24 protein-coding genes are annotated in these 25279 nt (G+C 62.9%); 16 read left to right on the top strand and 8 right to left on the bottom strand.

The features are described 5' to 3' along the window. The first annotated feature begins 2 nt into the window (after nt 1–2). From mutT to AC3WVQ_RS14425, 3 genes are all read left to right on the top strand, one after another. Nucleotides 3–416: an 8-oxo-dGTP diphosphatase MutT gene (mutT, locus tag AC3WVQ_RS14435; RefSeq protein ID WP_060518377.1), complete on the top strand. Its 414-nt coding sequence runs from the start codon at nt 3–5 to the stop codon at nt 414–416. A 179-nt stretch (nt 417–595) separates the two neighbouring features. After that, the gene (locus AC3WVQ_RS14430) at nt 596–916 is read left to right on the top strand and encodes a hypothetical protein (RefSeq protein ID WP_034797725.1); all 321 of its coding nucleotides are present in this window, start codon (nt 596–598) and stop codon (nt 914–916) included. A gap of 69 nt (nt 917–985) precedes the next feature. Continuing rightward, on the top strand, nt 986–1153 hold the full coding sequence (locus AC3WVQ_RS14425; protein WP_082566310.1) for a Flp family type IVb pilin: 168 nt from the start codon (nt 986–988) through the stop codon (nt 1151–1153). 32 nt (nt 1154–1185) lie between these two features. Here AC3WVQ_RS14425 and AC3WVQ_RS14420 read toward each other — a convergent pair whose 3' ends face one another. Continuing rightward, on the bottom strand, nt 1186–2064 hold the full coding sequence (locus tag AC3WVQ_RS14420) for a methyltransferase domain-containing protein (protein ID WP_090299873.1): 879 nt from the start codon (nt 2062–2064) through the stop codon (nt 1186–1188). A gap of 101 nt (nt 2065–2165) precedes the next feature. Between AC3WVQ_RS14420 and AC3WVQ_RS14415 the strand changes: the two genes are divergently transcribed. From AC3WVQ_RS14415 to AC3WVQ_RS14395, 5 genes are all read left to right on the top strand, one after another. Then, nucleotides 2166–2897: a ComF family protein gene (locus AC3WVQ_RS14415; protein ID WP_234824480.1), complete on the top strand. Its 732-nt coding sequence runs from the start codon at nt 2166–2168 to the stop codon at nt 2895–2897. Between the two features lie 47 nt (nt 2898–2944). Continuing rightward, entirely contained in the window at nt 2945–3202 is a 258-nt protein-coding gene (gene grxC, locus AC3WVQ_RS14410; RefSeq protein ID WP_034797718.1) for a glutaredoxin 3, read from the top strand. Nucleotides 3203–3268: 66 nt separating this feature from the next. Beyond that, nucleotides 3269–4126 carry a carbon-nitrogen hydrolase family protein gene (locus tag AC3WVQ_RS14405; RefSeq protein WP_090299866.1) on the top strand — a complete coding sequence of 286 codons (858 nt, stop codon included), beginning with the start codon at nt 3269–3271 and terminating at the stop codon, nt 4124–4126. Beyond that, nucleotides 4123–4551: a DUF1178 family protein gene (locus AC3WVQ_RS14400; protein ID WP_034797716.1), complete on the top strand. Its 429-nt coding sequence runs from the start codon at nt 4123–4125 to the stop codon at nt 4549–4551. Before AC3WVQ_RS14405 ends, AC3WVQ_RS14400 begins: the two co-directional genes overlap by 4 nt. Before the next feature lie 103 nt (nt 4552–4654). After that, nucleotides 4655–5221 (top strand): GNAT family N-acetyltransferase, encoded by a 567-nt coding sequence (locus tag AC3WVQ_RS14395; protein ID WP_492382807.1) that lies wholly within the window; start codon nt 4655–4657, stop codon nt 5219–5221. A 16-nt stretch (nt 5222–5237) separates the two neighbouring features. On the opposite strand, the gene ubiG is transcribed toward AC3WVQ_RS14395, so the two are convergent. Both ubiG and AC3WVQ_RS14385 read right to left on the bottom strand, forming a co-directional pair. After that, on the bottom strand, nt 5238–5984 hold the full coding sequence (gene ubiG, locus AC3WVQ_RS14390) for a bifunctional 2-polyprenyl-6-hydroxyphenol methylase/3-demethylubiquinol 3-O-methyltransferase UbiG (protein WP_090299864.1): 747 nt from the start codon (nt 5982–5984) through the stop codon (nt 5238–5240). 211 nt (nt 5985–6195) lie between these two features. Then, on the bottom strand, nt 6196–6744 hold the full coding sequence (locus tag AC3WVQ_RS14385) for a dihydrofolate reductase family protein (RefSeq protein ID WP_060518369.1): 549 nt from the start codon (nt 6742–6744) through the stop codon (nt 6196–6198). Here AC3WVQ_RS14385 and AC3WVQ_RS14380 point away from each other — a divergent pair. Further along, nucleotides 6744–7406 (top strand): SAM-dependent methyltransferase, encoded by a 663-nt coding sequence (locus AC3WVQ_RS14380; RefSeq protein WP_146243019.1) that lies wholly within the window; start codon nt 6744–6746, stop codon nt 7404–7406. The genes AC3WVQ_RS14385 and AC3WVQ_RS14380 overlap by 1 nt on opposite strands. Nucleotides 7407–7469: 63 nt before the next feature. Here AC3WVQ_RS14380 and AC3WVQ_RS14375 read toward each other — a convergent pair whose 3' ends face one another. From AC3WVQ_RS14375 to AC3WVQ_RS14365, 3 genes are all read right to left on the bottom strand, one after another. Further along, complete coding sequence (locus tag AC3WVQ_RS14375) at nt 7470–9002, bottom strand: ABC-F family ATP-binding cassette domain-containing protein (RefSeq protein WP_110819222.1); 1533 nt, start codon at nt 9000–9002, stop codon at nt 7470–7472. Nucleotides 9003–9391: 389 nt separating this feature from the next. After that, nucleotides 9392–10408 carry a linear amide C-N hydrolase gene (locus AC3WVQ_RS14370; RefSeq protein ID WP_371590114.1) on the bottom strand — a complete coding sequence of 339 codons (1017 nt, stop codon included), beginning with the start codon at nt 10406–10408 and terminating at the stop codon, nt 9392–9394. A 136-nt stretch (nt 10409–10544) separates the two neighbouring features. Then, complete coding sequence (locus tag AC3WVQ_RS14365) at nt 10545–11345, bottom strand: hypothetical protein (protein ID WP_060584467.1); 801 nt, start codon at nt 11343–11345, stop codon at nt 10545–10547. A gap of 326 nt (nt 11346–11671) precedes the next feature. Between AC3WVQ_RS14365 and AC3WVQ_RS14360 the strand changes: the two genes are divergently transcribed. The 5 genes from AC3WVQ_RS14360 to AC3WVQ_RS14340 all read left to right on the top strand — a co-directional run bounded on the left by AC3WVQ_RS14360 (nt 11672) and on the right by AC3WVQ_RS14340 (nt 18316). Continuing rightward, nucleotides 11672–12946: an aspartate kinase gene (locus tag AC3WVQ_RS14360; RefSeq protein WP_034797696.1), complete on the top strand. Its 1275-nt coding sequence runs from the start codon at nt 11672–11674 to the stop codon at nt 12944–12946. An 87-nt stretch (nt 12947–13033) separates the two neighbouring features. Beyond that, the gene (gene ptsP, locus AC3WVQ_RS14355; protein ID WP_034797694.1) at nt 13034–15301 is read left to right on the top strand and encodes a phosphoenolpyruvate--protein phosphotransferase; all 2268 of its coding nucleotides are present in this window, start codon (nt 13034–13036) and stop codon (nt 15299–15301) included. Between the two features lie 69 nt (nt 15302–15370). Next, nucleotides 15371–16453 carry a peptide chain release factor 1 gene (gene prfA, locus AC3WVQ_RS14350; protein WP_060518361.1) on the top strand — a complete coding sequence of 361 codons (1083 nt, stop codon included), beginning with the start codon at nt 15371–15373 and terminating at the stop codon, nt 16451–16453. 3 nt (nt 16454–16456) lie between these two features. After that, the gene (prmC, locus tag AC3WVQ_RS14345; protein WP_034797690.1) at nt 16457–17326 is read left to right on the top strand and encodes a peptide chain release factor N(5)-glutamine methyltransferase; all 870 of its coding nucleotides are present in this window, start codon (nt 16457–16459) and stop codon (nt 17324–17326) included. 327 nt (nt 17327–17653) lie between these two features. Further along, nucleotides 17654–18316, top strand: a complete 663-nt coding sequence (locus AC3WVQ_RS14340) for a DUF4167 domain-containing protein (RefSeq protein WP_034797687.1) — start codon at nt 17654–17656, stop codon at nt 18314–18316. A 105-nt stretch (nt 18317–18421) separates the two neighbouring features. Here AC3WVQ_RS14340 and AC3WVQ_RS14335 read toward each other — a convergent pair whose 3' ends face one another. Further along, a complete protein-coding gene (locus AC3WVQ_RS14335) occupies nt 18422–19006 on the bottom strand; it encodes a TetR/AcrR family transcriptional regulator (RefSeq protein WP_090299856.1) in 585 nt (194 codons plus the stop codon). A gap of 130 nt (nt 19007–19136) precedes the next feature. On the opposite strand from AC3WVQ_RS14335, the gene AC3WVQ_RS14330 reads away from it, so the two are divergent. Together AC3WVQ_RS14330 and clpB are read left to right on the top strand one after the other, a co-directional pair. Next, nucleotides 19137–20156 (top strand): SDR family oxidoreductase, encoded by a 1020-nt coding sequence (locus AC3WVQ_RS14330; RefSeq protein WP_090299854.1) that lies wholly within the window; start codon nt 19137–19139, stop codon nt 20154–20156. A gap of 240 nt (nt 20157–20396) precedes the next feature. Next, on the top strand, nt 20397–23003 hold the full coding sequence (gene clpB, locus AC3WVQ_RS14325) for an ATP-dependent chaperone ClpB (protein ID WP_492382806.1): 2607 nt from the start codon (nt 20397–20399) through the stop codon (nt 23001–23003). A gap of 83 nt (nt 23004–23086) precedes the next feature. Here the strand turns inward: clpB and AC3WVQ_RS14320 are convergent, their stop codons facing one another. Further along, nucleotides 23087–25054 carry a M23 family metallopeptidase gene (locus AC3WVQ_RS14320; protein WP_034797679.1) on the bottom strand — a complete coding sequence of 656 codons (1968 nt, stop codon included), beginning with the start codon at nt 25052–25054 and terminating at the stop codon, nt 23087–23089. Nucleotides 25055–25279 lie beyond the last annotated feature (225 nt).

The raw sequence follows: 25279 nt of genomic DNA, 5'->3' as shown, positions 1-25279 counted from the left end.
CCATGGATGCCAACGGAAAGAAGATCGTGCTTGTCGCGGCCTGCGCGCTTGTCGATTCCGATGGTCGCATCCTGCTCGCGCAGCGGCCGGAAGGAAAATCGCTTGCCGGCCTATGGGAGTTTCCGGGCGGCAAGGTTGAAGCCGGCGAGACGCCGGAGGAAACCCTGATCCGCGAGCTTGAGGAAGAACTCGGCATCCGCACCAAGGTCGCATGCCTGGCGCCGCTCACCTTCGCCAGCCACACCTATGACGACTTCCATCTGCTGATGCCGCTCTATGTCTGCCGCCGCTATGAAGGGGTTGCGATCGGGCGGGAAGGCCAGGCGATCAAGTGGGTCCGGCCAAAGGCCCTGCGCGATTTTCCGATGCCGCCGGCAGACGAACCGCTTATCCCGTTTCTTATGGATTTGCTCTGAACCTACCCGAAATCTGATTGATTATTAATCGATCGTTTATCTCCCTGGCGCAAAGATAGCTCCAATTCAGTTTTGGTACGTATCGTTGGCAACGGCGTATCGATTTCAGGCAGTGCGGTGGAACCAAGCTTGGGAAGGGCGCTTGCGTTCGCCGTATTTTGCGCGTTTGTGAGGCTGGGATGGTGGACGACGATTTCTGGAACACGGTTCAGGAAAAGGATCTGATGAATAATCAGTCCCGCCGGACAGGTGTGCTCAATCTGTCGCTGTTGTTCGGAACGGCGGTGATCGCGCTGACGCTGATCCTGACGCCCATGCTGTCATCCAAGACCGACAAGCGCATCATGGCGAACACGCCCGTCGATTACGACAACATTTCCACCGGCTCCATCCCTTCGAAGGGGACCACCAAGCGCTACACGGTTCGGCGCAGCGTCCTTCAGGAAATGCCCGGAGCGGTTTGCATTATCGATGCCGACGGCCGCAAGAGCGGCTGCTGAGGCGAACGCCATCGGCCCGTTTGGCGCTGGCGTCCGATTCGGATTGAACACAAATCTGGCTGGGGACGCATGGAAACGCTTAGACGCTTGTTTGGTGGCACGGACGGCGGCATCGCCATCGAGTATGCGCTGATCGCCGCCCTCGTCTCCCTCAGCTTAATCTTCGGGGCCAACCAGATCGGCAACGCCCTGACCTACGTCTACGACTCGCTCGCCGCAGCGTTCCCGAGCGCATAAGCACTAAAACCGGATCTGGGGTGGATGCCGCCTTAGAGCGGCTGCTCCTTCGTGCCAAGCGCTACCGAAAGCCGTTGCTTTGCTGAACCCGGCTTCAGCGGCTTCTGCTGGCTTTCGTGCGGCGCCCAGCCGGACAGATAGATGATGGAGAAGGTAGCGCGAACGCGGCCGTCCGGATCGGAGAAGCGCTCCGCGTAAATTTCCGCAGCCCTGAGGAAGAACCGCCTGGAAACGGGCGTGCGGCTGCGCGCCGAAAGCGGGCTGGTCATACCCATGGCGCGCAGGTCGCGGATCAGCGCGAACAGCGAATCGTAGCGCACCGTGTAGGTTTCAGTGTCGGTGACCGGCAGTGCGAAGCCGGCGCGTTGGAGCAGAGCGCCGACGTCACGGACATCGGCGAAGGGAATGACGCGCGGGCTGGCGCCGCCGGTCAGCTCGGCCTCTGCAGCCAGAAGCGCTTCGCGCAGCTCCTGCAGCGTGCCGCTGCCCGGGATGGCGGCGAGGAACAACCCATCGGGCTTTAGCGCCCGCCGCACCTGGATGAAGGCGCCCGGTGTATCGTTGGTCAGATGCAGGGACAGCGGCGAGACGATCAGGTTGACGCTTTCCGGTTCGACCGGAACTTCCTCGAGCGAGGCGATCGTCACCGGCGCCTCGGTCGAGCTGAAGCGGGCGTCGGTCTCGACGCGCTCGATGGCGTCGATCTTGCCGGTCGCCATCAGTTGGCGGGCCGTTTCTCCGGTATAGCCGTGCAGTTCGAGTGCGCGATCAAAATGACGCTCGACCACGCCGACACGCTCGGCGAGCTCTTCGGCAACGATGTCGAGAAGGAAACCGGCCTTCGGATCGGCGTTTCTGAGCGCCCTTGCCCGGTGCGCCTCGACGAGGCTCTGGTCAAAGATTTTTTCCACGATAGTCTCTCCGCGATGGGCAGCAAAGAGACCTTCGGAGGCACAAAGTCAACCGCATGGCATGGGAGAGGTTGCGTATTCCGCAGGCGTGGCGCGCGGGCATGCTGAAACGATTCGGACTGGGGCTCGTCGATCTCGTCTTTCCGCCTGTCTGTTGCGGTTGCGGCCGGCTGGTCGGCGATCATCGCGCGGTCTGCGCCTCCTGCTGGGCGACACTGCCGCTGATCGAACGGCCCTATTGCGATATTCTCGGCATGCCGTTTTCGGTCGATCACGGCGCCGGAGCGGTGTCACCGGAGGCGATCGCCAACCCGCCTGCATTCGATCGGTTAAGGTCGGTGGCGATCCATGAAGGTGTTGCCCGCGATCTGGTCCACGGGCTGAAATATCGCGACCGCACGGATCTCGCGCCGATGATGGCGACATGGATGATCCGGGCGAGCGACGGTGCCGTCGCTTCCGCCGACGCGATCATCCCCGTGCCGCTGCACGCCTTCCGGCTGTGGAAGCGGCGGTTCAACCAGTCGGCGGAGTTGGCGCGAGCCATTGCGCAGCTCTCCGGTCGTCCGTATCAGCCCGACATCTTGAAGCGCGTCCGGCGCACGAGCCCGCAGGTTCGCCTGGGGTTGCGCGCCCGCGAGGAGAACGTCCGCGGCGCCTTCGCCGTCTCGGAAAGCGGCAGGGCGGGTCTCAGTGGGAAAAGCGTGGTTCTCGTCGACGATGTATATACGACCGGCGCAACCGTTGCCGCAGCGACCCGTGCGCTGAAGCGGGCGGGGGCCGGGTCGGTCACGGTTTTGACCTTTGCAAGAGCCGTATCCGGTCTTATATGACAATCAGATGTCCGGCACGGTCGCCGGCAAAGGAGCGGTTCAGGATCATGGCTTCGGTGGTCATTTATACGCGTCAGTTCTGCGGCTATTGCTCGGCCGCAAAGAAACTCCTGGAAACCAAGGGCGTTTCCTTCCTCGAGCACGATGCCACCTATGATCCGAACGTTCGGCAGGTGATGATCGACAAGTCGCACGGCGGGACGACGTTCCCGCAGATCTTCATCAATGACATTCATGTCGGTGGCTGCGACGACCTGCACGCGCTGGAACGCGCCGGCAAACTCGACGCGATGCTGGCTGCCTGAGGCACCGTACCCTTGCATGAGGCGACGTCCCGTTTATCAGCGGTGAGCGCTTAGGAGTTGGACGTAATGACTTTCAAGGCCGCAGCCATTCAGATGTGTTCCGGCGTCGATCCGCGCAAGAATGCGGAGACGATGGTGCGGCTCGCGCGCGAAGCGGCAGCCCACGGCGCGACCTATATCCAGACTCCGGAAATGACCGGGGCGCTGCAGCGGGACCGGGCGGCTCTGCGCGCGATCCTGAAGGACGAGGCCAACGATCTTATTGCCGCGTCGGCAGCTCAGCTTGCCGGCGAACTTGGCGTCTACCTCCATGTCGGCTCGACGCCGATCGCGCTTGCCGACGGTAAGATCGCCAATCGCGGCCTGCTGTTTGGCCCGAATGGCCAAAAGATCTGTGACTATGACAAGATCCATATGTTCGACGTCGATCTCGAGAACGGCGAGAGCTGGCGGGAAAGTGCCGCCTATCAGCCGGGCAGCATTGCGCGCCTGGCCGAACTCGACTTCGGCAAACTTGGCTTTTCCATTTGCTACGACGTGCGCTTCCCGGAGCTTTTCCGGCAACAGGCCGTTGCCGGCGCCGAGGTCATGTCGGTGCCCGCCGCCTTCACGCGGCAGACGGGCGAGGCGCACTGGGAAATCCTGCTTCGCGCCCGCGCGATCGAGAACGGCCTCTTCGTCATTGCCGCCGCGCAAGGGGGCACGCATGAGGATGGGCGTGAGACGTTCGGCCATTCTATGATCGTCGATCCCTGGGGGCGCGTGCTCGCTTCGGCTGGCCCTACGGGCGAGGCGGTTGTGCTTGCCGACATCGATGTCGCGGCCGTGCACGCGGCGCGCGCCAAGATACCGAACTTGAAGAATGCCCGTAGCTTCGTGCTCGATGAAGTGGCGCCGACCGGGAAGGGAGGCGTTGCCGCTTGATCCGCTACACCCTTTCCTGCGACAACGGCCACGATTTCGAGGGCTGGTTCTCGTCGAGTGACGATTTCGACCGCCAGGTCGAGCGCAAACTGGTCTCCTGTCCGAGCTGCAACTCGACCTCCGTTGCCAAGCAACTGATGGCGCCCTCGGTTGCGACCGCGCGCAAGAAGGAGGCGACGCGGGCGGTGATCATGGACCAGGCGCAGAAGGAAACGGTCGCCAAGATCCGCGAGCTGGTGAAGTCCGTACGCGAGAACGCCGAGGATGTCGGCGAGCGCTTTCCCGAGGAAGCCCGCAAGATCCACTACGGCGAGGCGGAAGAGCGCGGGCTGATCGGCAAGGCGACGGCGGAAGAGGCCGTGGCGTTGCTCGAAGAAGGGATCGCGGTCGCGCCGCTGCCGATCTTGCCCGACGAGGTCAACTGACGCGGGGCACTTTCGCATCTGCCGTCTAAACTTTGGTTCCCGCCCTTTAAATACAATGCCTTGGCTCCCATCTCGCAGCTTTGCAATGGGAGTTTTCCAGCCAATGGCATTGTCCGATGTTCACATTTCCACTGATCGCCTCGTTATCCGGCCCTTCGCGCCTGGCGATTTTCCGGCATTCTTTGCCTATCACCGCCTGCCGAAGGTCTACCATTATCTCTATCAGGACCCGCTCGACGAAACGGCAGCGCGGACAAAATTCGCCAAGGCTTCGGCGCCAAAGCTCGTTGACGATGGGGACGTCGCGGTGTTTGCCGTCGAGCGCCGCGAGGATGGTGTACTGATCGGCGAAGTCCTGCTGAAGCTCGCAAGCAGTGCGGCGGAACAGGCGGAGACCGGCTACATCTTCAATCCCGACTTTGCCGGCAAGGGCTACGCTACGGAAGCGATGCGGGCGTTGCTTGATCTCGGCTTTTCGACGCTGAAGTTTCACCGGATCTTTGCCCGGCTTGATGCCCTCAACAAGGGGTCCGTCGGCGTCGTCGAGCGTCTCGGCATGCGCCGCGAAGCGCATCTGATCGAGAACGACCGTTTCAACGATGTCTGGGGCGACGAATACGTCTATGCGCTGCTGAAGCGCGAGTGGCAGGAGCGTCGGCAGGCTGGCTGAGGCCGCCGACAGCTGCTCATAGCGGCCGCTTGGCGACGATCATGTAGTTGACGTCCATGTCCTTGGACAGGTTCCACTGATTGGAAAGCGGATTGAAGAAGACGCCGGTCCGCTCGGTCACTTCGAGGCCGTTGGCCACGAGCGGCTTTTCCAGTTCCTCCGGGCGCACCAGTTTTTCATACTGGTGCGTACCGCGCGGCAGCCAGCGCAAGACGTTCTCGGCTGCGAAGATGGCAAGCGCCGCTGCCTTCATGGTGCGGTTGATGGTGGCGACGAACATCAGACCGCCGGGGCGAACCATATGGGCGCAGGTGGTCATGAAGAAATCGACATCGGCGACATGCTCGACCACTTCCATGTTGAGCACGATGTCGAAGCTCTCGCCGGCTTCGGCAAGGGCTTCGGCGGTCACGGCGCGATAGTCGACCGCCACACCGCTTCCGGCCGCGTGCGTCTTGGCGATGCCGATGTTCTTTTCGGAGGCGTCGGCGCCGAGAACATCGGCGCCCATGCGTGCCATCGGCTCCGACAGGAGGCCGCCGCCGCAACCGATATCGAGCAGCCGCAGACCTTTGAGCGGCTGCGGGCTCCTTGGATCACGGCCGAAATGCTCGGCCACCTTGTCGCGGATATAGGCGAGGCGAACGGGATTGAACTTGTGCAGTGGCCGGAACTTGCCGGTCGGATCCCACCACTCCGCGGCCATGGCGGAAAAGCGGTCAACCTCGCTCTGGTCAATCGTCGTGCGTGCGGTCTCGCTCATGTCGCCGTCTCCTTGCATCGTCCCGACAGCGCCGCGCGTCTTTCAAGGCGCGCTAAGGACGCTGTAGCACTTTAAAGTGCTGCACAATTCTATCCTTAAATCGATCCCGATTTAGGGACTTGTGCAGCAGTGAAGTCGGACGATCGGACAAGGAAGTCAAGAGGCGGCGCTGGGCCAGATCGGCGCACACGCGTGCGTGGCGCCCGTCCTGCTACGCGTCCGCTTCTGGCTGGTAGTGCAGGATAACCACGCCGGATGTCAGAGGGCGTGTGTGGGTCAGTTTGAGTTTCGTCCGCTTCAGCCCTGGTTTGAACAGCGGCACACCCTCGCCGAGAAGCACCGGATTGATGCCGAGGCGGTATTCGTCGACGAGGCCCTTCTCGATCAGTTCGCTCGCGAAGTCGGCGCTGCCGAAAACGAAGATCGTGCCGCCATCCAGCGCCTTCAGTCGTTCGACTTCGCTTGCAGCATCGCCGGTCACGAGCGTCGTGCCGGCCCAATCGGCGGAGGTCAGCGTGCGCGAGAAGACGAATTTCTCGACGCCGTTCATGAAGGTCGCGATGTCGCCTTCGGCAGATGGCCAGTAGCCCGCCATCATTTCATAGGTCACGCGACCGAAAAGCAGGGTGTCGGCCTCGAGCTGCGTTTCGCCGATATAGGCGGCGAGTTCGTCCTCGAAGACGAACCACTCGATGTCGTGCCCCGGTGCTTCGAAGAATCCGTCGACGCTAACCATGTCCCACATGATGACCTTGCGCATTGTATCTCTCCCGTTGCGGCATGCCTGTCACGGAAAGGGTGGCAAATCTGATATTGTTTTGCAAGTGGTTTTATTTTTGCATCGGATTGGTTGGCGCTATGGCTCTTCCGCGTGCTAGTTTCTGCGCCGGCGAGGGGGGAATCCACATGGGCTTGAACAGGATCGACTGGGCGGTCGGCGTCATCGCGCCGCAGCCGTCCGATCATCTGCTCGAAGTCGGATGCGGCCATGGCATTGCCGTGACGAAGGTTTGCGATCGGCTCGACGAAGGGGAGATTGTCGCCATCGATCGCTCGGCTGTGATGATCGCGGCGGCAGCACGCAGAAATGCTGAACATGTTGCTGCAGGCCGGGCGACCTTGCGGGTTGCGGAGCTTCGCTCGTTCGATCTCGGTGGCCGTCGCTTCGACAAGGCGTTCGCCATGCGCGTCGGCGTGTTCACGCGGGGCGATCCCGCTCGAGAGTTTGCGGCGCTGGCGCAGCTGTTGAAGCCTGAGGGACGTCTTTTTCTTTTTCATGACGAGCCGTCCACGGGGGCGGACGACGTTGGCGCGCGGCTCGCGGCGGCGGCCCTTCGCCACCGCTTGCTGGTCGAGGCACTGTCGGCGCAGATATTTGACAGCGGCGAAGTCGCATGCCTGATTGCGCGGCCGCCCGCCTGATGATGTTGGCATTTGTGACGCCGCTTGTTGCGGGCGTCACAAATGCGATGATTGCGCTTTATGTCAGCCGACGTCGCCTGCCGCCGCCGAGGCGAAGAAGTCCTCCGGGTCCTCGACTTCGACGAGGCGGCGCTTCTCGATCAGCCAGAAGCGGTCGCCGACATTGCGCACGAAGCTGCGGTCGTGGGAGACGAGCAGGCAGCTCGTCTCGTTTCTCAACAACTCCGTTTCGAGCGCTTCCTGGCCCTCGATGTCCAGGTGGTTGGTCGGTTCGTCGAGCAGGTAGAAATTGGGCTCCTTCAAGCGCAGCACCAGCATGGCAAGACGCGCCTTCTGGCCGCCCGACAGCCGGCCGATCGCCTTTTCCTGCATGTCGATGCCGACGCCGACACCGACGAGCAGGCTACGGGCGCGCTGGTCGCCGAGCGAGAAGCGGCGGGACAGCGCGGCAAGCGGCGTCTCCTCGTCCGACAGGCCGGCAAGCGCCTGGTCGCTGTAGCCGAGCACCAGCGAGGGTGTTGCCCTCAGCGTCTCCGGCGCGCGGGAGGGCTCCTCGATCGCCGTGCGGATCAGGTTGACGAGCCGGGTCTTGCCGGCGCCGTTTTCGCCAAGCAGCACGATGCGGTCGCCCTGGCAGATCCAGCGCTTGCCGGTGCGGAAAAGCGGGGTGCCGTCGGGCGTTTCGACCTGGACGTCGTCGAGCGTCACCAGGATCTTGGCATGGGTGCCTCGATTGGCGAGCCGGATCGCGCCGGCGGAACGTTCCTGATGCGCGGGCTTTGCCGCATCCTCCAGCCGTTCCGCGCGCTGCTTCAGTTGCTTCGTTTTTATCGTGAGCAGGTCGCTTCCGGAGTTGATGCCGATATTGTTGAGCTTGGCGGCCTGCCGACGCAGTTGCTGCGCCACCTTCATGTCGCGCTGGTAACGCCGCTCCTCCGATGCGTCCACCTCATCGAGAGCGGCGCGCGCCCGCGAATAGGGGAGCGCGAAGATCGGCGATTGCTCTGGCCTCAGGAACAGCGTGCGGTTGGTGGTTGCGTCCAGGAAGGCGCGGTCGTGGCTGGCAACCAGCACCGGCACGTCGCGTGGCAGCGCATTCAGCCAGGCCTCCAGCCGGCCGATCTTGGCGAGATCGAGATGGTTGGTCGGCTCGTCCAGCAGCAGCGCGTCTGGCTCGCTGACCCAGACGCGGGCAAGCAGCATCAGCCGCTGCCAGCCGCCGCTCAACTCCGACACGGCGCGAGCCCGCAGAACCTCCGGCACATCGAGGGCATCGAGCACGATATCGACGCGCCAGCTTTCGTTTTCCGCCTGGTCGGCCGGGAGGGCCGAAAGAACGGCGTCGTGGAAGGAGAGAGGTAAAAGCGACGCAGGCACGTTCTGCTCGACGTGACCGACCGTCAGCCCGCGCGAGCGGGTAATTTCACCGGCGGTCGGATCAAAGTTGCCGGCGATTGATCTCAGCAGGGTCGACTTGCCGCGGCCGTTGGCAGCGACGATGCCGATACGATCACCGGATGCGACGGACAGGCTAAGACTGGAGAAAAGCGGTGCGCTCAGGCTGACGCCGAGGTTGCGGATATTGATCAAGGCCATGGTCGTTCTCTGGACTGCACGAGCGACGGCGGATCATCCGGGGCGGCACTTCAGGCCGGGGTTTCGGATGGTCGAGCCCGCAACACAGACATGCTGTGCTCGGGCCGCATCGGCTCGGTATTGGAAGACGATGCAGTCGTTCAAACCGAAACGGTTCCGCACTGCATCACTCTGGGCAGACCAGGAATAGGCTCGCGATCTTCGCGGAAGGATGTCTGGTCAGCCCTGCAAACGCATCTGCAGGGCTTGGACGGGGCCACGCTGGCGGTGGTGCCGGAAAAATGTCATCACGTGCAGCCCCCCTTTCTCGAATTTGAACTTGCGGCAGCGTCAATAACACCGTCGCGCGCAATTTTCAATGGCTTCGCGCCGGCCCCGAGCCGGTGTGCTCATATCTGCAACCCGAGGAACTTGAACGGTTCGGCCTGCTTGAAGTCGCCGGTCGCGTCGCCCGAATAGGTGTGATCCTGGTTTTCGCCGAGATCGAGCTTCATCACCTTGCCGGTCTCCTTAGTAAAATCGATCTTCTTCAGGTCGACCCAGAAGGTGTTCGGGGTCAGCGCCGACTCGAAGAAATAGAGCTTGCGCTTGTGATCGACCACGGTGCGCCAGCGGGTCGAGGAAATGTTCGGTTCCTCCGGCGTGTTGAGCCCATAGGGAACCGAGACATTGCGAATGACGCTGAAGACGCTGGCCAGCGCACGGTCGGGGTTCTCGTCCTTCGGAATGGCGTTGACGTAGAACGAGGCGCGCGCGAAACGATCGGCCGCGCGGTTCGTGCCCGGCAGCATCACGGTGCCGCCGATCTGCTTCCAGTAGGCGTTCAGGGCCAGTTGCTGGTCGAAGACAGGCGAATTGGTCATCACCTGATACGGGCGACCGTGATGGATCACCTGCTTGCCGGCGATATACTCGACGATTGCGCTGTCGCCGGTCTTGTCCGAGATCGAAAGGTGCAGCGTCGTCAGCCGGTTCTCACCCGGTACGTTGTCGGTGACGATCGTGAACGGTTCTTTCTCAAGCGCCTTCACCGCGTCCTCGACAGTGGCGAAGCTGTCGAGCACATATTGCGCCCAGGCGGCGATCGTCAGGCCCGGTTTCGATTTGTCATTGAAGTCAGGGTACTCGGATTCGACCAGCCACAGGAGATTGGCATTGAGGCCGGCCTCGTTGACGCCGTCGGTGGTCGAGACATCATAGCCGGTGGCCACGACGCTTCCATACTTCGCCGTCCATTTGAATGAGTTCGGCCCTGCCTGACCGTTGCGCTCGATGCCGCGCGGCAGGACCCAGAGGTTGGTCGCGACGTCGCTCTTCCAGTCCATCGATCGGGCAGTGATGATATTGTCATCGGGGCCGAGATAGACGAGGCGGGTGCAGGCTTCCGCCGTCGTCTGACCGAGCATGAGAAGGGCGGCAAGTGCGGATGTGACCGATCGGACGGCCGGCTTTACGATGAACGTCATACCATTCTCCTTCGCGGGCAAAGCGTATGCTGGGTATCCGCCAGACGGTCCTTGAGCGTTGAAGCAGGCCCAGGTTCTAAAACAACATGGAAAAGCCGATCACCGGGCCGTGCTGGTTCACGTCCCAGCGGAACTTGTTCGCGCCCGTGAAGTCGTCGCTTTCGTAATCCTGATAGAGCAACCGGTACCCGGCGCGCAAAATTGTCGGCTGGCCAAGCATTTCGGTCCGGTATCCGAGATAGGCCTGGGCGTTGACGCTGAGCTTTGAGCCGACATCGAAGCCGCCGACATCGGCCTCGGCGACGAGGTTCCAGCGCTCGCTGAGATCGGCGTTGAGCCGCAGGCCGACGAAGGGGTCGGTCCAGTCGGCGCTCTTGCTCGTGTTGAAACCGGCCACGGACACGTCCGCCTCGAGCTTCGTCCAGCGCAGACCGATCGTCGGCTCGATCGACAGCGTCCGGGGCTTGCCGAAGACGGTGTTGCCGCCGAGTTCCTGCTCATAGACCTGATAGAACGCGCCGAAGGCCAGCGTCGTCATCTTGATGTCGAGGCCGATCTCATGGCTGAGCAGCTCCTCATCCTGGCTGGTACGGACGTATTGGCCGTCGAAATAGACACCCCATTGGCCGTTGGTCAGCTCGATGTTGCCCATCAGCGCCAAGTCGAGATGGTCGAGCGTGTCTTTGAAGGGCACGTCGACGTCGGTGTCGAAGCCGGCAAGCGATGCGTCCCCCTTGAGGCTCGCCGCCCAGACATAGGGGCTGACGATCACCGTCCAGTCGCCTTGCGGCGCCATGCGCGCCTGGTCGAAATCGGCGGCGTTCGACAGTGTCGAACACAAGAGCGTCACGGAAAGCGCGACGGCACAGCGGGCCATCATTCGTGCGGTTGCGGGTATGCGATGTGCTTGCATGTCTGCCCCCTCAAGCGTCCGTTGGCAGCCTAGCCGGCGCTGCCGCAATTTCAAGTGGCGCAAACCGCGACCGCGCACGTTTCCCCACCGTGCGTATGGAGCCTTATTCCTGCCGCCCTGCCATTGCGCGCAGGCCCCTGATCCGCTAAGAGACGCCGCGACTTTCCGCTCCCCGAAGCGGTGACTGCCGATGTGCGAGAAGTCTCCCAAGCTTTTTGACCGTCGGGCGCCGGCGGGGGCTTTCCTGTCACGCGCGCAAGCGCGCGCAATTTGGGTACCGGTAGAGGCACATGGCACGCATCGTGATGAAATTCGGCGGGACGTCCGTCGCTGATTTGGAACGCATCCACAATGTTGCCCGCCATGTGAAACGCGAGGTCGATGCCGGCCACGAAGTTGCCGTCGTCGTTTCCGCGATGTCCGGCAAGACCAATGAGCTGGTCGGCTGGGTGCAGAACATGCCGAAGGCAACCGGCGCCAACTCGCCCTTCTACGATGCGCGCGAATACGACGCGATCGTCGCGTCCGGCGAACAGGTGACCTCCGGTCTTCTCGCCATCGCGCTGCAGTCGATGGGCATCAACGCCCGCTCGTGGCAGGGCTGGCAGGTCCCGATCCGTACCGACAACGCCCACGGCGCTGCCCGCATTCTCGACATCGACGGTGCCGAGCTCATCCGCCGCATGGGCGAGGGCCAGGTCGCCGTCATCGCCGGCTTCCAGGGACTTGGGCCTGACAACCGCGTCGCCACCCTCGGCCGCGGCGGCTCCGACACCTCGGCCGTTGCGATTGCCGCCGGCGTCAAGGCTGATCGCTGCGACATCTACACCGACGTCGATGGCGTCTACACCACCGACCCGCGCATCGAGCCGAAGGCGCGGCGTCTGAAGAAGATCGCGTTCGAGGAAATGCTGGAAATGGCATCGCTCGGCGCCAAGGTGCTGCAGGTGCGCTCGGTGGAGCTTGCCATGGTGCACAAGGTCCGCACCTTCGTGCGTTCGTCTTTCGAAGATCCCGATGCGCCGGGCATGGGTGACCTTCTCAATCCGCCCGGTACGCTGATTTGTGATGAGGATGAGATCGTGGAACAGGAAGTCGTAACCGGCATTGCCTATGCCAAGGATGAAGCCCAGATTTCGCTGCGCCGTCTCGCCGACCGGCCGGGCGTCTCCGCCGCGATTTTCGGCCCGCTGGCTGAAGCCCATATCAACGTCGATATGATTGTCCAGAACATCTCCGAGGACGGTTCGAAAACCGACATGACCTTCACGGTTCCCTCCGGCGATGTCGACAAGGCACTGAAGGTGCTCGGCGACAACAAGGACAAGATCGGTTACGACGTTGTCCAGTCCGAAGCCGGCCTCGTCAAGGTATCGGTCATCGGTATCGGCATGCGCAGCCACGCCGGTGTTGCAGCGTCGGCCTTCCGTGCGCTTGCCGACAAGGGCATCAACATCAAGGCGATCACCACTTCCGAGATCAAGATTTCGATCCTGATCGATGGACCCTATGCGGAATTGGCGGTTCGCACTTTGCATTCCGCTTACGGTCTCGATAAGAGTTAATCGACAGACGACCGATTTGGGATTCGCGGCGACTTGGCCGCGCATCCCCTTTGCTGCCGTCCCCTCTATTTCGGGAGACCCCACGCGATGAGAGACCTTTCCGCAGGTCCGCGCGTTCTCCTCAAGCGGTTGCGCGAGTTGATGGCGGAACCGCTGGAGCCGCAGGAGCGCCTTGACCGTATCGTGCGCCAGATCGCGCAGAATATGGTCGCGGAAGTGTGTTCGGTCTACGTGCTGCGCTCCGACGGCGTGCTCGAACTCTATGCGACCGAAGGTCTGAACAAGGCCGCCGTTCACCTGGCGCAGTTGAAGATGGGGCAGGGCCTCGTCGGTACCATCGCCGCTTCGGCCCGGCCGCTCAATCTGTCCGACGCCCAGTCTCACCCGGCCTTTACCTACCTGCCGGAGACCGGCGAAGAGATCTATCATTCCTTCCTCGGCGTGCCGATCCTGCGCACAGGGCGCGCGCTCGGCGTTCTCGTCGTCCAGAACAAGGCGATGCGCAACTATCGCGAGGACGAGGTCGAGGCGCTCGAGACGACCGCCATGGTTCTCGCCGAGATGGTGGCAACCGGCGAGCTCAAGAAGATCACCAAGCCAGGGCTCGAACTCGATCTCTCGCGTCCCGTCTCGATCGACGGCAACAGCTACGGCGAAGGCATCGGCCTTGGCTATGTCGTCCTGCACGAACCAAGGATCGTCGTCACCAATCTTCTCAACGAGGATACCGACCAGGAGTTGCAGCGGCTTGCAGAGGCGCTCGGGTCGCTGCGGATCTCGATCGACGACATGTTGTCGCGCCGCGAGGTGTCGATGGAGGGCGAGCATCGGGCAGTGCTCGAGACCTACCGCATGTTCGCGCATGACCGCGGCTGGGTGCGCAAGCTCGAAGAAGCGATCCGCAACGGCCTGACGGCGGAAGCCGCCGTCGAGCGTGTGCAGAGCGAAACCAAAGCGCGCATGATCCGCCTGACGGACCCTTATCTGCGCGAGCGCATGCATGATTTTGACGATCTCGCCAACCGCTTGCTGCGCCAGCTCTCGGGCTACGGCGCCAAGCTTTCGGCGAGCGACTTCCCGAACGATGCGGTGATCGTCGCGCGCGCCATGGGCGCTGCCGAGCTGCTCGACTATCCGCGCGAAAATGTGCGCGGCCTGGTGCTCGAAGAGGGTGCCGTCACCAGCCACGTGGTGATCGTTGCCCGCGCCATGGGCATTCCTGTGATCGGCCAGGCGACCGGTGCCGTGGCGCTTGCGGAAAACCGCGACGCGATCATCATCGATGGCGATGACGCCAAGGTGCATCTGCGGCCGCTCGCCGACCTGCAGCGTGCCTATGAGGAAAAGGTTCGCTTCCGGGCGCGGCGTCAGGCACAGTTCCGCGCGCTGAAGGACGTCGAACCGCTGACCCGGGACGGCACGCGTATCACGTTGCAGATGAATGCCGGCCTATTGGTCGACCTTCCGCATCTGAACGAGGCGGGTGCCGAAGGTATCGGCCTCTTCCGCACCGAACTCCAGTTCATGATCGCCTCGACCATGCCGAAGGCGGAGGAACAGGAAGCCTTCTACCGCAGCGTGCTGAAGCAGACGGGCGGCAAGCCCGTAACCTTCCGCACACTCGATATTGGCGGCGACAAGGTGGTTCCCTATTTCCGCGCTGCGGAAGAGGAAAACCCGGCGCTCGGCTGGCGCGCCATCCGGCTTTCGCTCGACCGGCCGGGTCTGCTGCGCACCCAGCTCCGCGCGATGCTGCGGGCGGCGGCCGGTGCCGAGCTGAAGCTGATGCTGCCGATGGTCACCGAGGTTTCCGAACTCAGGATCGCGCGCGACCTCCTGCAGAAGGAAATCGAGCGGCAGTCGAAGCTCGGCGAACAGTTGCCGCGCAAGCTGCAATTCGGCGCCATGCTGGAAGTGCCGGCGCTGCTCTGGCAGCTCGACGAGCTGATGACCGAGGTGGACTTCGTCTCGGTCGGCTCCAACGACCTCTTCCAGTTCGCGATGGCCGTCGACCGCGGCAATGCCCGCGTGTCCGATCGTTTCGACGTGCTCGGGCGCCCGTTCCTCAGGATCCTGCGTGATATCGTGCGCGCCGGCGACCGGCACGATACGCCGGTGACGCTCTGCGGCGAGATGGCGAGCAAGCCGCTCTCGGCCATGGCGCTGCTGGGTCTTGGCTTCCGTTCGGTGTCGATGTCGCCGACGGCCGTCGGACCGATCAAGGCGATGCTTCTGGCGCTTGACGCGTCCAAGCTCGGCGCACTGCTCAACGCTGCACTGGACGACACGCGAGATCAGACGCCCGTTCGCCAGATGCTGGTGGATTTCGCCGCGGAAAACGGCATTCCGGTTTAGATTGAAGTGACGCGTCGCAACCCTCGTCCGGAGCTGATCCGGCCGGGGCGAGACGCATTGGAGTGAGACTTGGCAAAGCTTCCCGTTGAAAAGATGCGCGAACTGGAACGGCGGTTCGGTGAAATCGAGGCGCGCATGTCCGCCGGCCCGGCCGCGGACGTCTACGTCAAGCTCGCCTCGGAGTATTCCGAACTGCAGCCGGTGGTGACGAAGATCCGCGCCTACGAAAAGGCGACGGCGGAGCTTGCCGACATCACCGCCATGCTCGCCGACAAATCGACCGACCGCGAGATGCGTGATCTCGCCGAAATGGAAAAGCCCGAGGTCGTCGACGCGATCGAACAGCTGGAACAGGAGATCCAGATCCTGCTCCTGCCGAAGGATGCGGCCGACGAAAAGAGCGCGATCCTTGAAATCCGCGCCGGAACCGGTGGTTCCGAGGCGGCGCTGTTTGCCGGCGACCTGTTCCGGATGTACGAGCGTTATGCGGCGGGCAAGGGGTGGAAGGTCGAAGTGCTGTCGTCGAGCGAAGGCGAAGCCGGCGGTTTCAAGGAAATCATCGCTACAGTTTCCGGGCGCGGCGTGTTCGCGCGGCTGAAGTTCGAATCTGGTGTGCACCGCGTACAGCGCGTGCCGGAGACGGAGGCGAGCGGTCGCATTCACACCTCGGCGGCAACCGTCGCAGTGCTGCCCGAGGCCGAAGACATCGATATCGAGATCCGGCCCGAGGATATCCGCATCGACACGATGCGCTCGTCGGGCGCCGGCGGACAGCACGTCAACACGACGGACTCGGCCGTGCGCATCACCCACCTGCCGACCGGGCTCGTCGTCACCAGCTCGGAAAAGTCGCAGCACCAGAATCGTGCGAAAGCGATGCAGGTGCTGCGCTCGCGCCTCTACGACATGGAGCGCCAGCGCGCCGACAGCGAACGCTCGGCCGACCGCAAGAGCCAGGTGGGATCGGGCGACCGCTCCGAACGCATCCGCACCTACAATTTCCCGCAGGGACGCCTTACCGACCACCGCATCAACCTGACGCTCTACAAGCTCGACCGGATGATGATGGGCGAGATCGACGAAGTCGTCGATGCGCTGCTTGCCGACTACCAGGCGAGCCAGCTGGCGCAGCTCGGCGAGCAGCGGGGCTAAGAGATGGCCGAGACGCTCGCGAGCCTGGTTGCCGAAAGTCGCGATCGCCTGCAGGCGGGCGGCATCGAGCATGCGGCGCTCGACGTCCGGCACCTGATCTCGGGCCTGCTCGACCTGTCGCTGAGCGCGGTCGTGTCGCGGGGCAGGGACCCGGTTTCGGATGAGGATGCCCAGCGGATCCGGGCGGCGGTTGCGCGCCGGCTGGCGCGCGAGCCGGTCTATCGCATCCTCGGTGAACGCGAGTTTTTCGGTCTGCCGCTGAGGCTGTCGAAGGAAACCCTGGAGCCGCGCCCGGACACCGAGACCTTGGTCGACCGCATGATCCCCTATCTGCGCGCGGTGGTCGCGCGAAAGGGAGGTTGCGAGATCATGGATCTCGGGACCGGCACGGGCGCGATTTGTCTCGCGCTTCTGTCTGAGGTTCTTGAAGCCAGAGGCACGGCTACCGATATATCCGGAGACGCGCTGGCAACGGCGACGGCAAATGCCGTCGCTCTCGGACTTGCGGATCGCTTTCGGCCGTTGCTCAGCAACTGGTACGAAAAGGTGGACGGTCGTTACGACGTTATCGTCTCAAATCCGCCGTATATCCGGTCCAGTGTGGTCGAAGAGCTTGAGCCGGAGGTGAGACTTCACGACCCGGCCGCAGCGCTTGATGGCGGAGAAGATGGGCTAGATGCCTATCGCGCCATCGCTTCTCAAGCGGGTCATCATCTTGAGACAAACGGCGTGATAGGCTTGGAAATCGGTTTCGACCAGAAAGAGGCGGTAACGGCGTTGTTTTACGCCGAAAAATTCCGTCTGCGTGAAGAGGCGAAGGATCTCGGCGGCAATGACCGCGTCCTGATCTTCGAACGCGACACAAACCGTTGAAAAAATGCTGCACTGGCGCATCTTCTTTCTTGCAGAGGCAAAGAAAGGGCTTGGAATCCCAGAGGAAGCGGGCTAGTTTGCCCGCGCACTGGGCAGAAGGTCATGGACCTAAGATTCGTTCCGGTATGACCTGGCCACGGGGATTGCTCTCAAGAAAGAGTTGCTAGGGTTCAACACGTGCCTTGTGCGGGTACCTGTTAATTTGACGTCAGTCGGCGCCGAAGCCGCCATTGTGCGAGCGCAACGGTGCGTGCTCTGTCGGGCGGATCCGGCCGGAAGACGAAACCACATGATCATCATTATCAAGAGAATTCGGGTGAATGTACTATGAGGCCAGGACAGCAAAACAAGCGCGGCCGCGGGCGAAATAACAACAACAATAACAACAACAATGGAAGCAACAACAATCACAACCGCAAGGGCTCGAATCCGCTGACGCGGACCTACGACAGCTCCGGCCCGGATGTGAAGATTCGCGGTACGGCCCAGCACATCGCCGAGAAGTACTCTGCACTTGCTCGCGACGCCCAGAGCTCCGGCGACCGGGTCATGGCGGAAAATTACCTGCAGCACGCCGAACACTACAACCGCATCATTGCTGCCGCGCAGGCGCAGATGCAGGATCGTTTCCAGCGTGACGACCGTCAGGACTTCCGCGGCCACGACGCAGCCGACCAGGACCAGGACGATCTGGATCAGGGCTACGCCGACGACATGCCGGCTTCGGGTGCCGCAGCCGTAACGCCTGTTGCCGAGCCGCAGCCCGTTGTCATCGATGGTACCGGCCCGCAGCCGGTGATCGAAGGCACGCCGGCCGAAGTTGCGATGGAAGAAGAAGCTCCTGCCGCTTCCGGCCGTGCCGCAACGCGCCGCCGCAACGCGCCGCGTCCGCGCCGTCCGCGCCGCAGCGCCCAGGAAGGTGCTGCCGACGAAGCTCAGCCGTCGGGTGATGACGCTCCGGAAGCGCCGGCTCTGGCTGCTTCCGAGTAAGCGAAGTCGCAATAGTCAGCCTGCCCGGTGCAGGCATCAAAAACCCGGCCCATCGCGGCCGGGTTTTTCTTTGTACGGCAAACGCTGATCAGCCAGTTTCACTGGTTAGCTTTTGGCACTGTCGATGATGAGCGCAGTTAGGTTGCTGCTCGCAGAGGCCTCGTTTGTGCGCCCGCGGATCAGTTCGCGGCCGATCGCCTCGGCCGCGCCGGCGATACCCGTGCATCGAAGCCTCAGATCGTCCTCGGGGACTTCCGAGAAGGGGGAGAGGGCTGCCTTGATCATGGCGACGTAATCGTCAGCCTGCTGTTGTTGCGTGGCGATCATGTCCGCATTGCCGCGCAGCGCGCCGGAGATCGCCTGCCATTCCTCGCCGCTTTCGACAGCACAGTTGATGTAGACGGAACTGATGATATCGGCGACCGCTTCGAGCCGATTTAATGCACCCTTCAGCGCGACCTTCAGTTTTTCCGTGTGCCGGTCTTCGATTTCCTGGGAGAGCGCGATCAAGAGCCCCTCGCGCGTGCCGAAATGTTCATAGGCGATCGGCTTGCTGACGCCAGCGCTTTCGGCGAGATGGCCAAGCGTCAGGGCGTCGGCGCCCCGTTCGCGCAGGATCTCCCTGGCGGTCTCGAGCAGCTGGGCGCGCCGCTCGGGCTTCGCAAGCTTTCGGCCTTTCGTCCGGCTCATCGATCACAATCCTCTTTTCGCGTCGGCTCATGCCTCTTGAAAGTGGTATTCGGCATCCTACTTACCAATAGTAAGTTACTAATGGTAAGTTCGGTAGGTGCCGCTTACCTCTCGTTTAGGAGATAGGAAGATGTCGAGCAAGTTTCAGCCCGTTTTGATTGTCGGTGGTTCCGGTGTCGTCGGGTCGCAGGCCGCAAGGATCATTCGTCGTCTGCACCCGACGCTGCCGATCGCGATCGGTGGCCGCGATCTTGGCAGGGCCGAGGCGGTCGCACGTGAGGTTGGCGGCGCGGTCGGGGTCAGCGTCGACCTCAGTCGCCCGGATCTCGGCCTTGGCGATGCGCCCCGCTTCAGCGCCGTCGTCATCTTCCTGAAAGACGAAAAGCTGAGTTCGATGCGTTACGCCCAGCGCCACGGCATTCCCTATATCAGCCTATCGAGCGGCACCTTCGAGGTCGGTCCGGAGATGGCGCAGTATATCCACGCGCCGGACAGTGCGCCGATCCTGCTCGCCAGCCACTGGCTCGCCGGCGCCGCGATCTTCCCAATCCTCGACTTTGCCAAAGCCTATGAAGCGATCGACACGATCCGCATCGGCGTCTTGCTCGACGAAGAGGACATGGGTGGGCCGGCAGCACTTGCGGACTACAACCGCATCACCGGCCTTGCGCCCGCCGCTTTGACCGTCGCGGATGGCAAGTTCCACTGGGCCGGCGGCGAGGATTCCAAGGCGCGCTTCAGAAGCGTTGACGGCGTCGAACTCGAAGCGACCGCCTATTCGCCCTTCGACGTCATGGCGCTTTCGGCCCGTACCAACGCCAGCAATATCCGCCTGGATCTTGCCTATAGCGTGTCCGCGAGCAGGCGGCGCGGCGAACCGTTCTCGACGGAGATCGCCATCGATATCAAGGGCCGCGACAAACACGGCGAACTGGTCGACCGTCGCTATGAGATCGTGCACCCTCAGGGCCAGGCCCCACTGACGGCGCTTGGCGTCGCCCTTGCGGTCGAGCGCATGCTCGGCCTTGAAGGAGGGGCCGCCCCGGCGCCGGGCCTCTATCTGCCGGAGGTCCTGATCGAGCCGGCCTACTATGTGCGGCGGATGAAGGAATTCGGCGCGTCCTTCGCCGAGCGGACCCCCGCGGCATAGACGATCCCGCGGCCGCGTTACCCTTTCGGTGCGCGGCCGCCTCGCGGTTGCAGATTTCCGTCTCAGGAGCGTCGGGAGGCTCTTTAATTTCCAAAATCGCTGCCCCATATTCGCTTCGGACGCGTTGATCCGACGCAAAGCGGGGATCGCGTCACACTGACAGGCTTGCCGAATGCGGGAGCCTGATCCTGAAACACCGACGGGTGCCATGATGGGCCTGCCGGGCTATGGAGGTAGAGTATGAACATCGAAAAATATTCCGAGCGCGTGCGCGGTTTTCTACAGTCGGCGCAGACCTATGCGCTGGCGCAAGGACACCAGCAGTTCACGCCGGAGCATGTGCTGAAGGTACTGCTCGATGACGACCAGGGCATGGCCGCCTCGCTGATCGAGCGGGCCGGTGGTGATGCCCGCGAAGCGCGCGCCGGCAATGACGCAGCGCTTGCAAAGCTTCCGAAGGTTTCCGGCGGCAACGGTTCCGTCTATCTGTCGCAGCCGCTTGCGCGGGTGTTTTCGAGCGCCGAAGACGCAGCCAAGAAGGCCGGCGACAGCTTCGTCACCGTCGAGCGCCTGTTGCTGGCGCTGGCGATCGAAAGCTCGGCTGCCACCGCAGATGTGCTGAAGAAGGCCGGCGTCACGCCGACCAAGCTCAACCAGGTGATCAACGACATCCGCAAGGGCCGCACCGCCGACAGCGCCACTGCCGAACAGGGCTTCGACAGCCTGAAGAAATACGCGCGCGACCTGACGGCCGACGCGCGAGAAGGCAAGCTCGACCCGGTCATCGGCCGCGACGACGAGATCCGCCGCACCATCCAGGTGCTGTCGCGCCGCACCAAGAACAATCCGGTTCTGATCGGTGAGCCCGGCGTCGGCAAGACCGCGATCGCCGAGGGCCTGGCACTGCGCATCGTCAATGGCGACGTGCCGGAAAGCCTCAAGGACAAGCGGCTGATGGCGCTCGACCTGGGCGCGCTGATTGCCGGTGCGAAGTTCCGCGGCGAGTTCGAGGAGCGGCTGAAGGCCGTGCTCAACGAGGTGCAGGCCGAAAACGGCGAGATCATCCTGTTCATCGACGAGATGCACACGCTGGTCGGGGCCGGCAAGGCCGATGGCGCCATGGACGCCTCCAACCTGTTGAAGCCGGCGCTTGCGCGCGGCGAACTGCATTGCGTTGGCGCGACCACGCTCGACGAGTACCGCAAGCATGTCGAAAAGGACGCGGCCCTTGCCCGTCGCTTCCAGCCGGTCATGGTCGAGGAGCCGACGGTCGAAGACACGATCTCGATCCTGCGCGGTCTGAAGGAAAAGTACGAGCAGCACCACAAGGTCCGGATTTCGGATTCGGCGCTGGTTGCCGCCGCGACCCTTTCGAACCGCTACATCACCGACCGGTTCCTGCCGGACAAGGCGATCGACCTGATGGACGAAGCCGCGTCGCGGCTGCGCATGCAGGTGGATTCCAAGCCCGAGGAGCTCGACGAGCTCGATCGTCGCATCATCCAGCTGAAGATCGAGCGCGAGGCCCTGAAGAAGGAAACCGATGTCTCGTCGAAGGATCGGCTCGAGAAGCTCGAACTTGATCTTGCTTCGCTCGAAGAGCAGGCATCCGCGCTGACGGCTCGCTGGCAGGCGGAAAAGCAGAAGCTCGGGCGTGCCGCCGATCTCAAGAAGCAGCTCGACGAAGCCCGCAACGAACTGGCGATCGTCCAGCGCAAGGGCGAGTTCCAGCGAGCCGGCGAACTGACCTACGGTGTCATTCCGAAGCTCGAAAAGGAGCTCTCGGACGCCGAAAGCCAGGAGAACGCCAATGCCAACCCGATGGTGCAGGAGGTCGTGACCCCCGACAACATCGCGCATGTGGTGTCTCGCTGGACGGGCATTCCGGTCGACAAGATGCTGGAAGGCGAACGCGACAAGCTGCTTCGCATGGAAGACGAATTGGCGAAGTGGGTCGTCGGCCAGGGTGACGCCGTGCAGGCAGTTTCCCGTGCCGTCCGGCGTGCCCGTGCGGGTCTCCAGGATCCGAACCGGCCGATCGGCTCGTTCATCTTCCTGGGCCCGACCGGCGTCGGCAAGACGGAGCTGACCAAGGCGCTTGCCCGGTTCCTCTTCGACGACGAGACCGCGTTGCTGCGTGTCGACATGTCGGAATACATGGAGAAGCACTCCGTCGCCCGGCTGATCGGTGCGCCTCCGGGCTATGTCGGCTACGAGGAAGGCGGTGCGTTGACCGAAGCTGTTCGGCGCCGGCCCTATCAGGTCGTGCTGTTCGACGAGATCGAGAAGGCGCATCCGGATGTCTTCAACGTGCTGCTGCAGGTGCTCGACGACGGCCGCCTGACCGATGGTCAGGGTCGCACCGTCGACTTCCGCAACACGATGATCATCATGACCTCGAACCTCGGCGCGGAGTATCTGGTCGGGCTTGGCGAAAATGAGGACAGTGATGCGGTTCGCGACCAGGTGATGGAGGTGGTGAAGTCCGCCTTCCGGCCGGAGTTCCTGAACCGCGTCGACGAGATCATCCTGTTCCACCGGCTGCGTCGGTCGGAGATGGGGGCGATCGTCGATATCCAGCTCGAAAGGCTGCGCAAGCTGCTTGCCGAGCGCAAGATCACGCTGGAACTCGACGACGATGCCCGCGCGTTCCTGGCCGACAAGGGCTACGACCCGGCCTATGGTGCCCGTCCGCTGAAGCGGGCGATCCAGACGTTCGTGCAGGATCCGCTCGCCGAGAAGATCCTGCAGGGCGAGTTCCCTGATGGTTCGACCGTCAAGGTGCTGTCGGGCTCGGACCGCCTCAACTTCAAGCGCGGGGCGGGGCCGGACAAGGAAGCCGCGTAAGTCCAGCAGCGCACAAATCAAGAGGCCGCCCTTCGGGGCGGCCTTTCTGTTTGTGCTGATTTTCGAGCAGGGGAGGGGAGCGGTTAGTTGCTCGCGACCTCTGCGCCCGTGCCGTCCTTGTTCAGCAATTCGTCGATGCGGTCGCGTTCCTTCTCGAACTTCGCCAGCGCGTCGCCCGAAAGCGACTTGCCGCCGGGCAGTCGGATGCGCAAGGGGTCGACCTTGTTGCCGTTGACGATCAGCTCGTAGTGCAGGTGCGGTCCGGTCGAAAGGCCGGTCGTTCCGACCCAGCCGATCACCTGGCCCTGGACGACCTTGTTGCCCACCTTGACGTTTTTGGCGATCGCGCTCTGGTGGTTGTAGGAGGACACGTAGCCGTTGGCATGGCGGATCAGCGTCTGATTGCCATAGCCGCCGGAATCCCAGCCGGCCTTTTCGACGACACCGCCGCCGGCGGCGATGATCGGTGTGCCGCGCGGGGCTGCCCAGTCGACGCCGGTGTGCATGCGCGAGAAACCGAGGATCGGGTGCCGGCGCATGCCGAAGCCCGAACGGAAATGGCCATTCGGCACGGGATTGCGCAGCAGGAACTGGCGGATGCTTTTGCCGTCCTGGTCGAAATAGTCGATCGTGTTGTCGCTCGGATCCTGGAACCGGTAGAAGGCGGTAACGGCATCGCCGAATTTGGCGCGAACATAGAGGAGCTCGGATTCCTCCGTCGCCATGCCGCGTTCGTCGGTCACGGAGAAGAAGGCTTCAAGCGAATCCGTCGGCTTCAGCTGCGCCTGGAAATCGACATTGCTGGCGAGCAGCTTGACGACGAGGCCGACCATGTCGGCGTTCATGCCGTAGGAAAGTGCCGCCCGGTAGATGCCGTCATAGACCCGCGGCAGGTCGTGGCTGCTGGTCATGACCGGCGCGCCGTTGTCGTCGAAGGCGGTGGCGACCGCGTCGAGCCTCGGTGGCTCGGCGCCGGGGACGAAGCGGCCCTTGTCATCGACCGCCATCGTCAGCACATGCCGGTTGCGCGAATAGATCGTGGCCCGCACGATGCGTGCGTCCTGGCCCTTCTGCGTCTCGCCGTTCTGGATGATGCCGATGCGCAGGACATCGCCTTCGGAAAGCTCGCTGGCGCCGAGCGCCTGGCCGAGATAGCTGGCGGCGTCCTCGGCCTGCGCCTTGGTGTAGCCGGCACTGCTCATGACTGTCGCGATGTCGGTCTGGCGCCGCACCGGAATGATGTCATCGGCGTATTCGGTGGTTTCTTCGTCGATCGTCTCGTAGGCGGCGTCACTCTTGTTCTGCTCGACGATGCGCGCGGTCAGGCCCTGGAGAAGATCGAGCCCGTCACTCTCCGAGGCGAAGCGCTGCGGATCGACATAGTAGAGCGAGGCGACCTGGGTGCTGCCCTCGGTCAGGACAGAGCCGTTGGTGCGGACATTTTCCTCGACCTCTTCCAGCGACATCGAACTGTCGAAGGTGGGGCCGCCGCGCAGCGGGAAGTCGACGGTTTTCAGCGCCACTTCGGAATCGACGTTAGAGCCGTAAAGCGTCCCGGTTCGCGAAACGGGGGATTCCTCGTCTGCCTCTTCCGTCGAGAAGATCGCCAGAGGATCGAAGTCCGGATAGCTTTCCGAGGCCTGATGATTGGCGGCGAGCGCCATCTTCACGTGAACGAAGGGCTGTTTGCGCACCACTTCCTTCTCGCCGTCATGGGTCATCGTCGAGACTTCCATGATCGTCTTGTCGGCCGGCTTGGCAACGAGCTTCGGCGACAGGATGCGGCCGCCGCGAACGGCGATCGCTTGCTCGTCGCCATTCGAACCGGCATCGAGTGCGGCATAGGCTTCGGCCGGGATTGCCAGCTGCTGGCGTCCGTCAAGCGCTGCAAAGAGCGCGACACCCATCAGGAGGCTCGAGGTGATCCCCGTCAGGAAGGTGCCCGACAGCCAGCGCAGCGAAATCTCGCGCCTGTCGGGCGCGCGCCGGCCATGCGCCAGGATCGGTGGCTGGTCGCCAAGCGACCTGACCATGTTCTTGTCGGTGATCATGCCGAACTGAGGGTCCCCGATTTCTCTAAACCGTATTCTTGCCTGCGATACGTTGCGCGAAGGTGTGCATCTTTCACGCGGCGGAGTCAAATCACGCGCGGCGCTGTAAGGGCGATATCCTATATATCCCAAGCTTGTCCGCGCGCCCGTATCCGCGACGCATCTTCATTTTCGCTTAGATAGGCCGATTGTGAAAAAGGTAGGGCCAAATTGTGTCCCCACAGG

It is taken from the genome of Ensifer sp. EB106-05-01-XG146 (genome assembly GCF_058791875.1).
The sequence above is the reverse complement of the archived record's forward strand: the minus strand, read 5'-3'. Positions and strand labels throughout refer to the sequence as shown.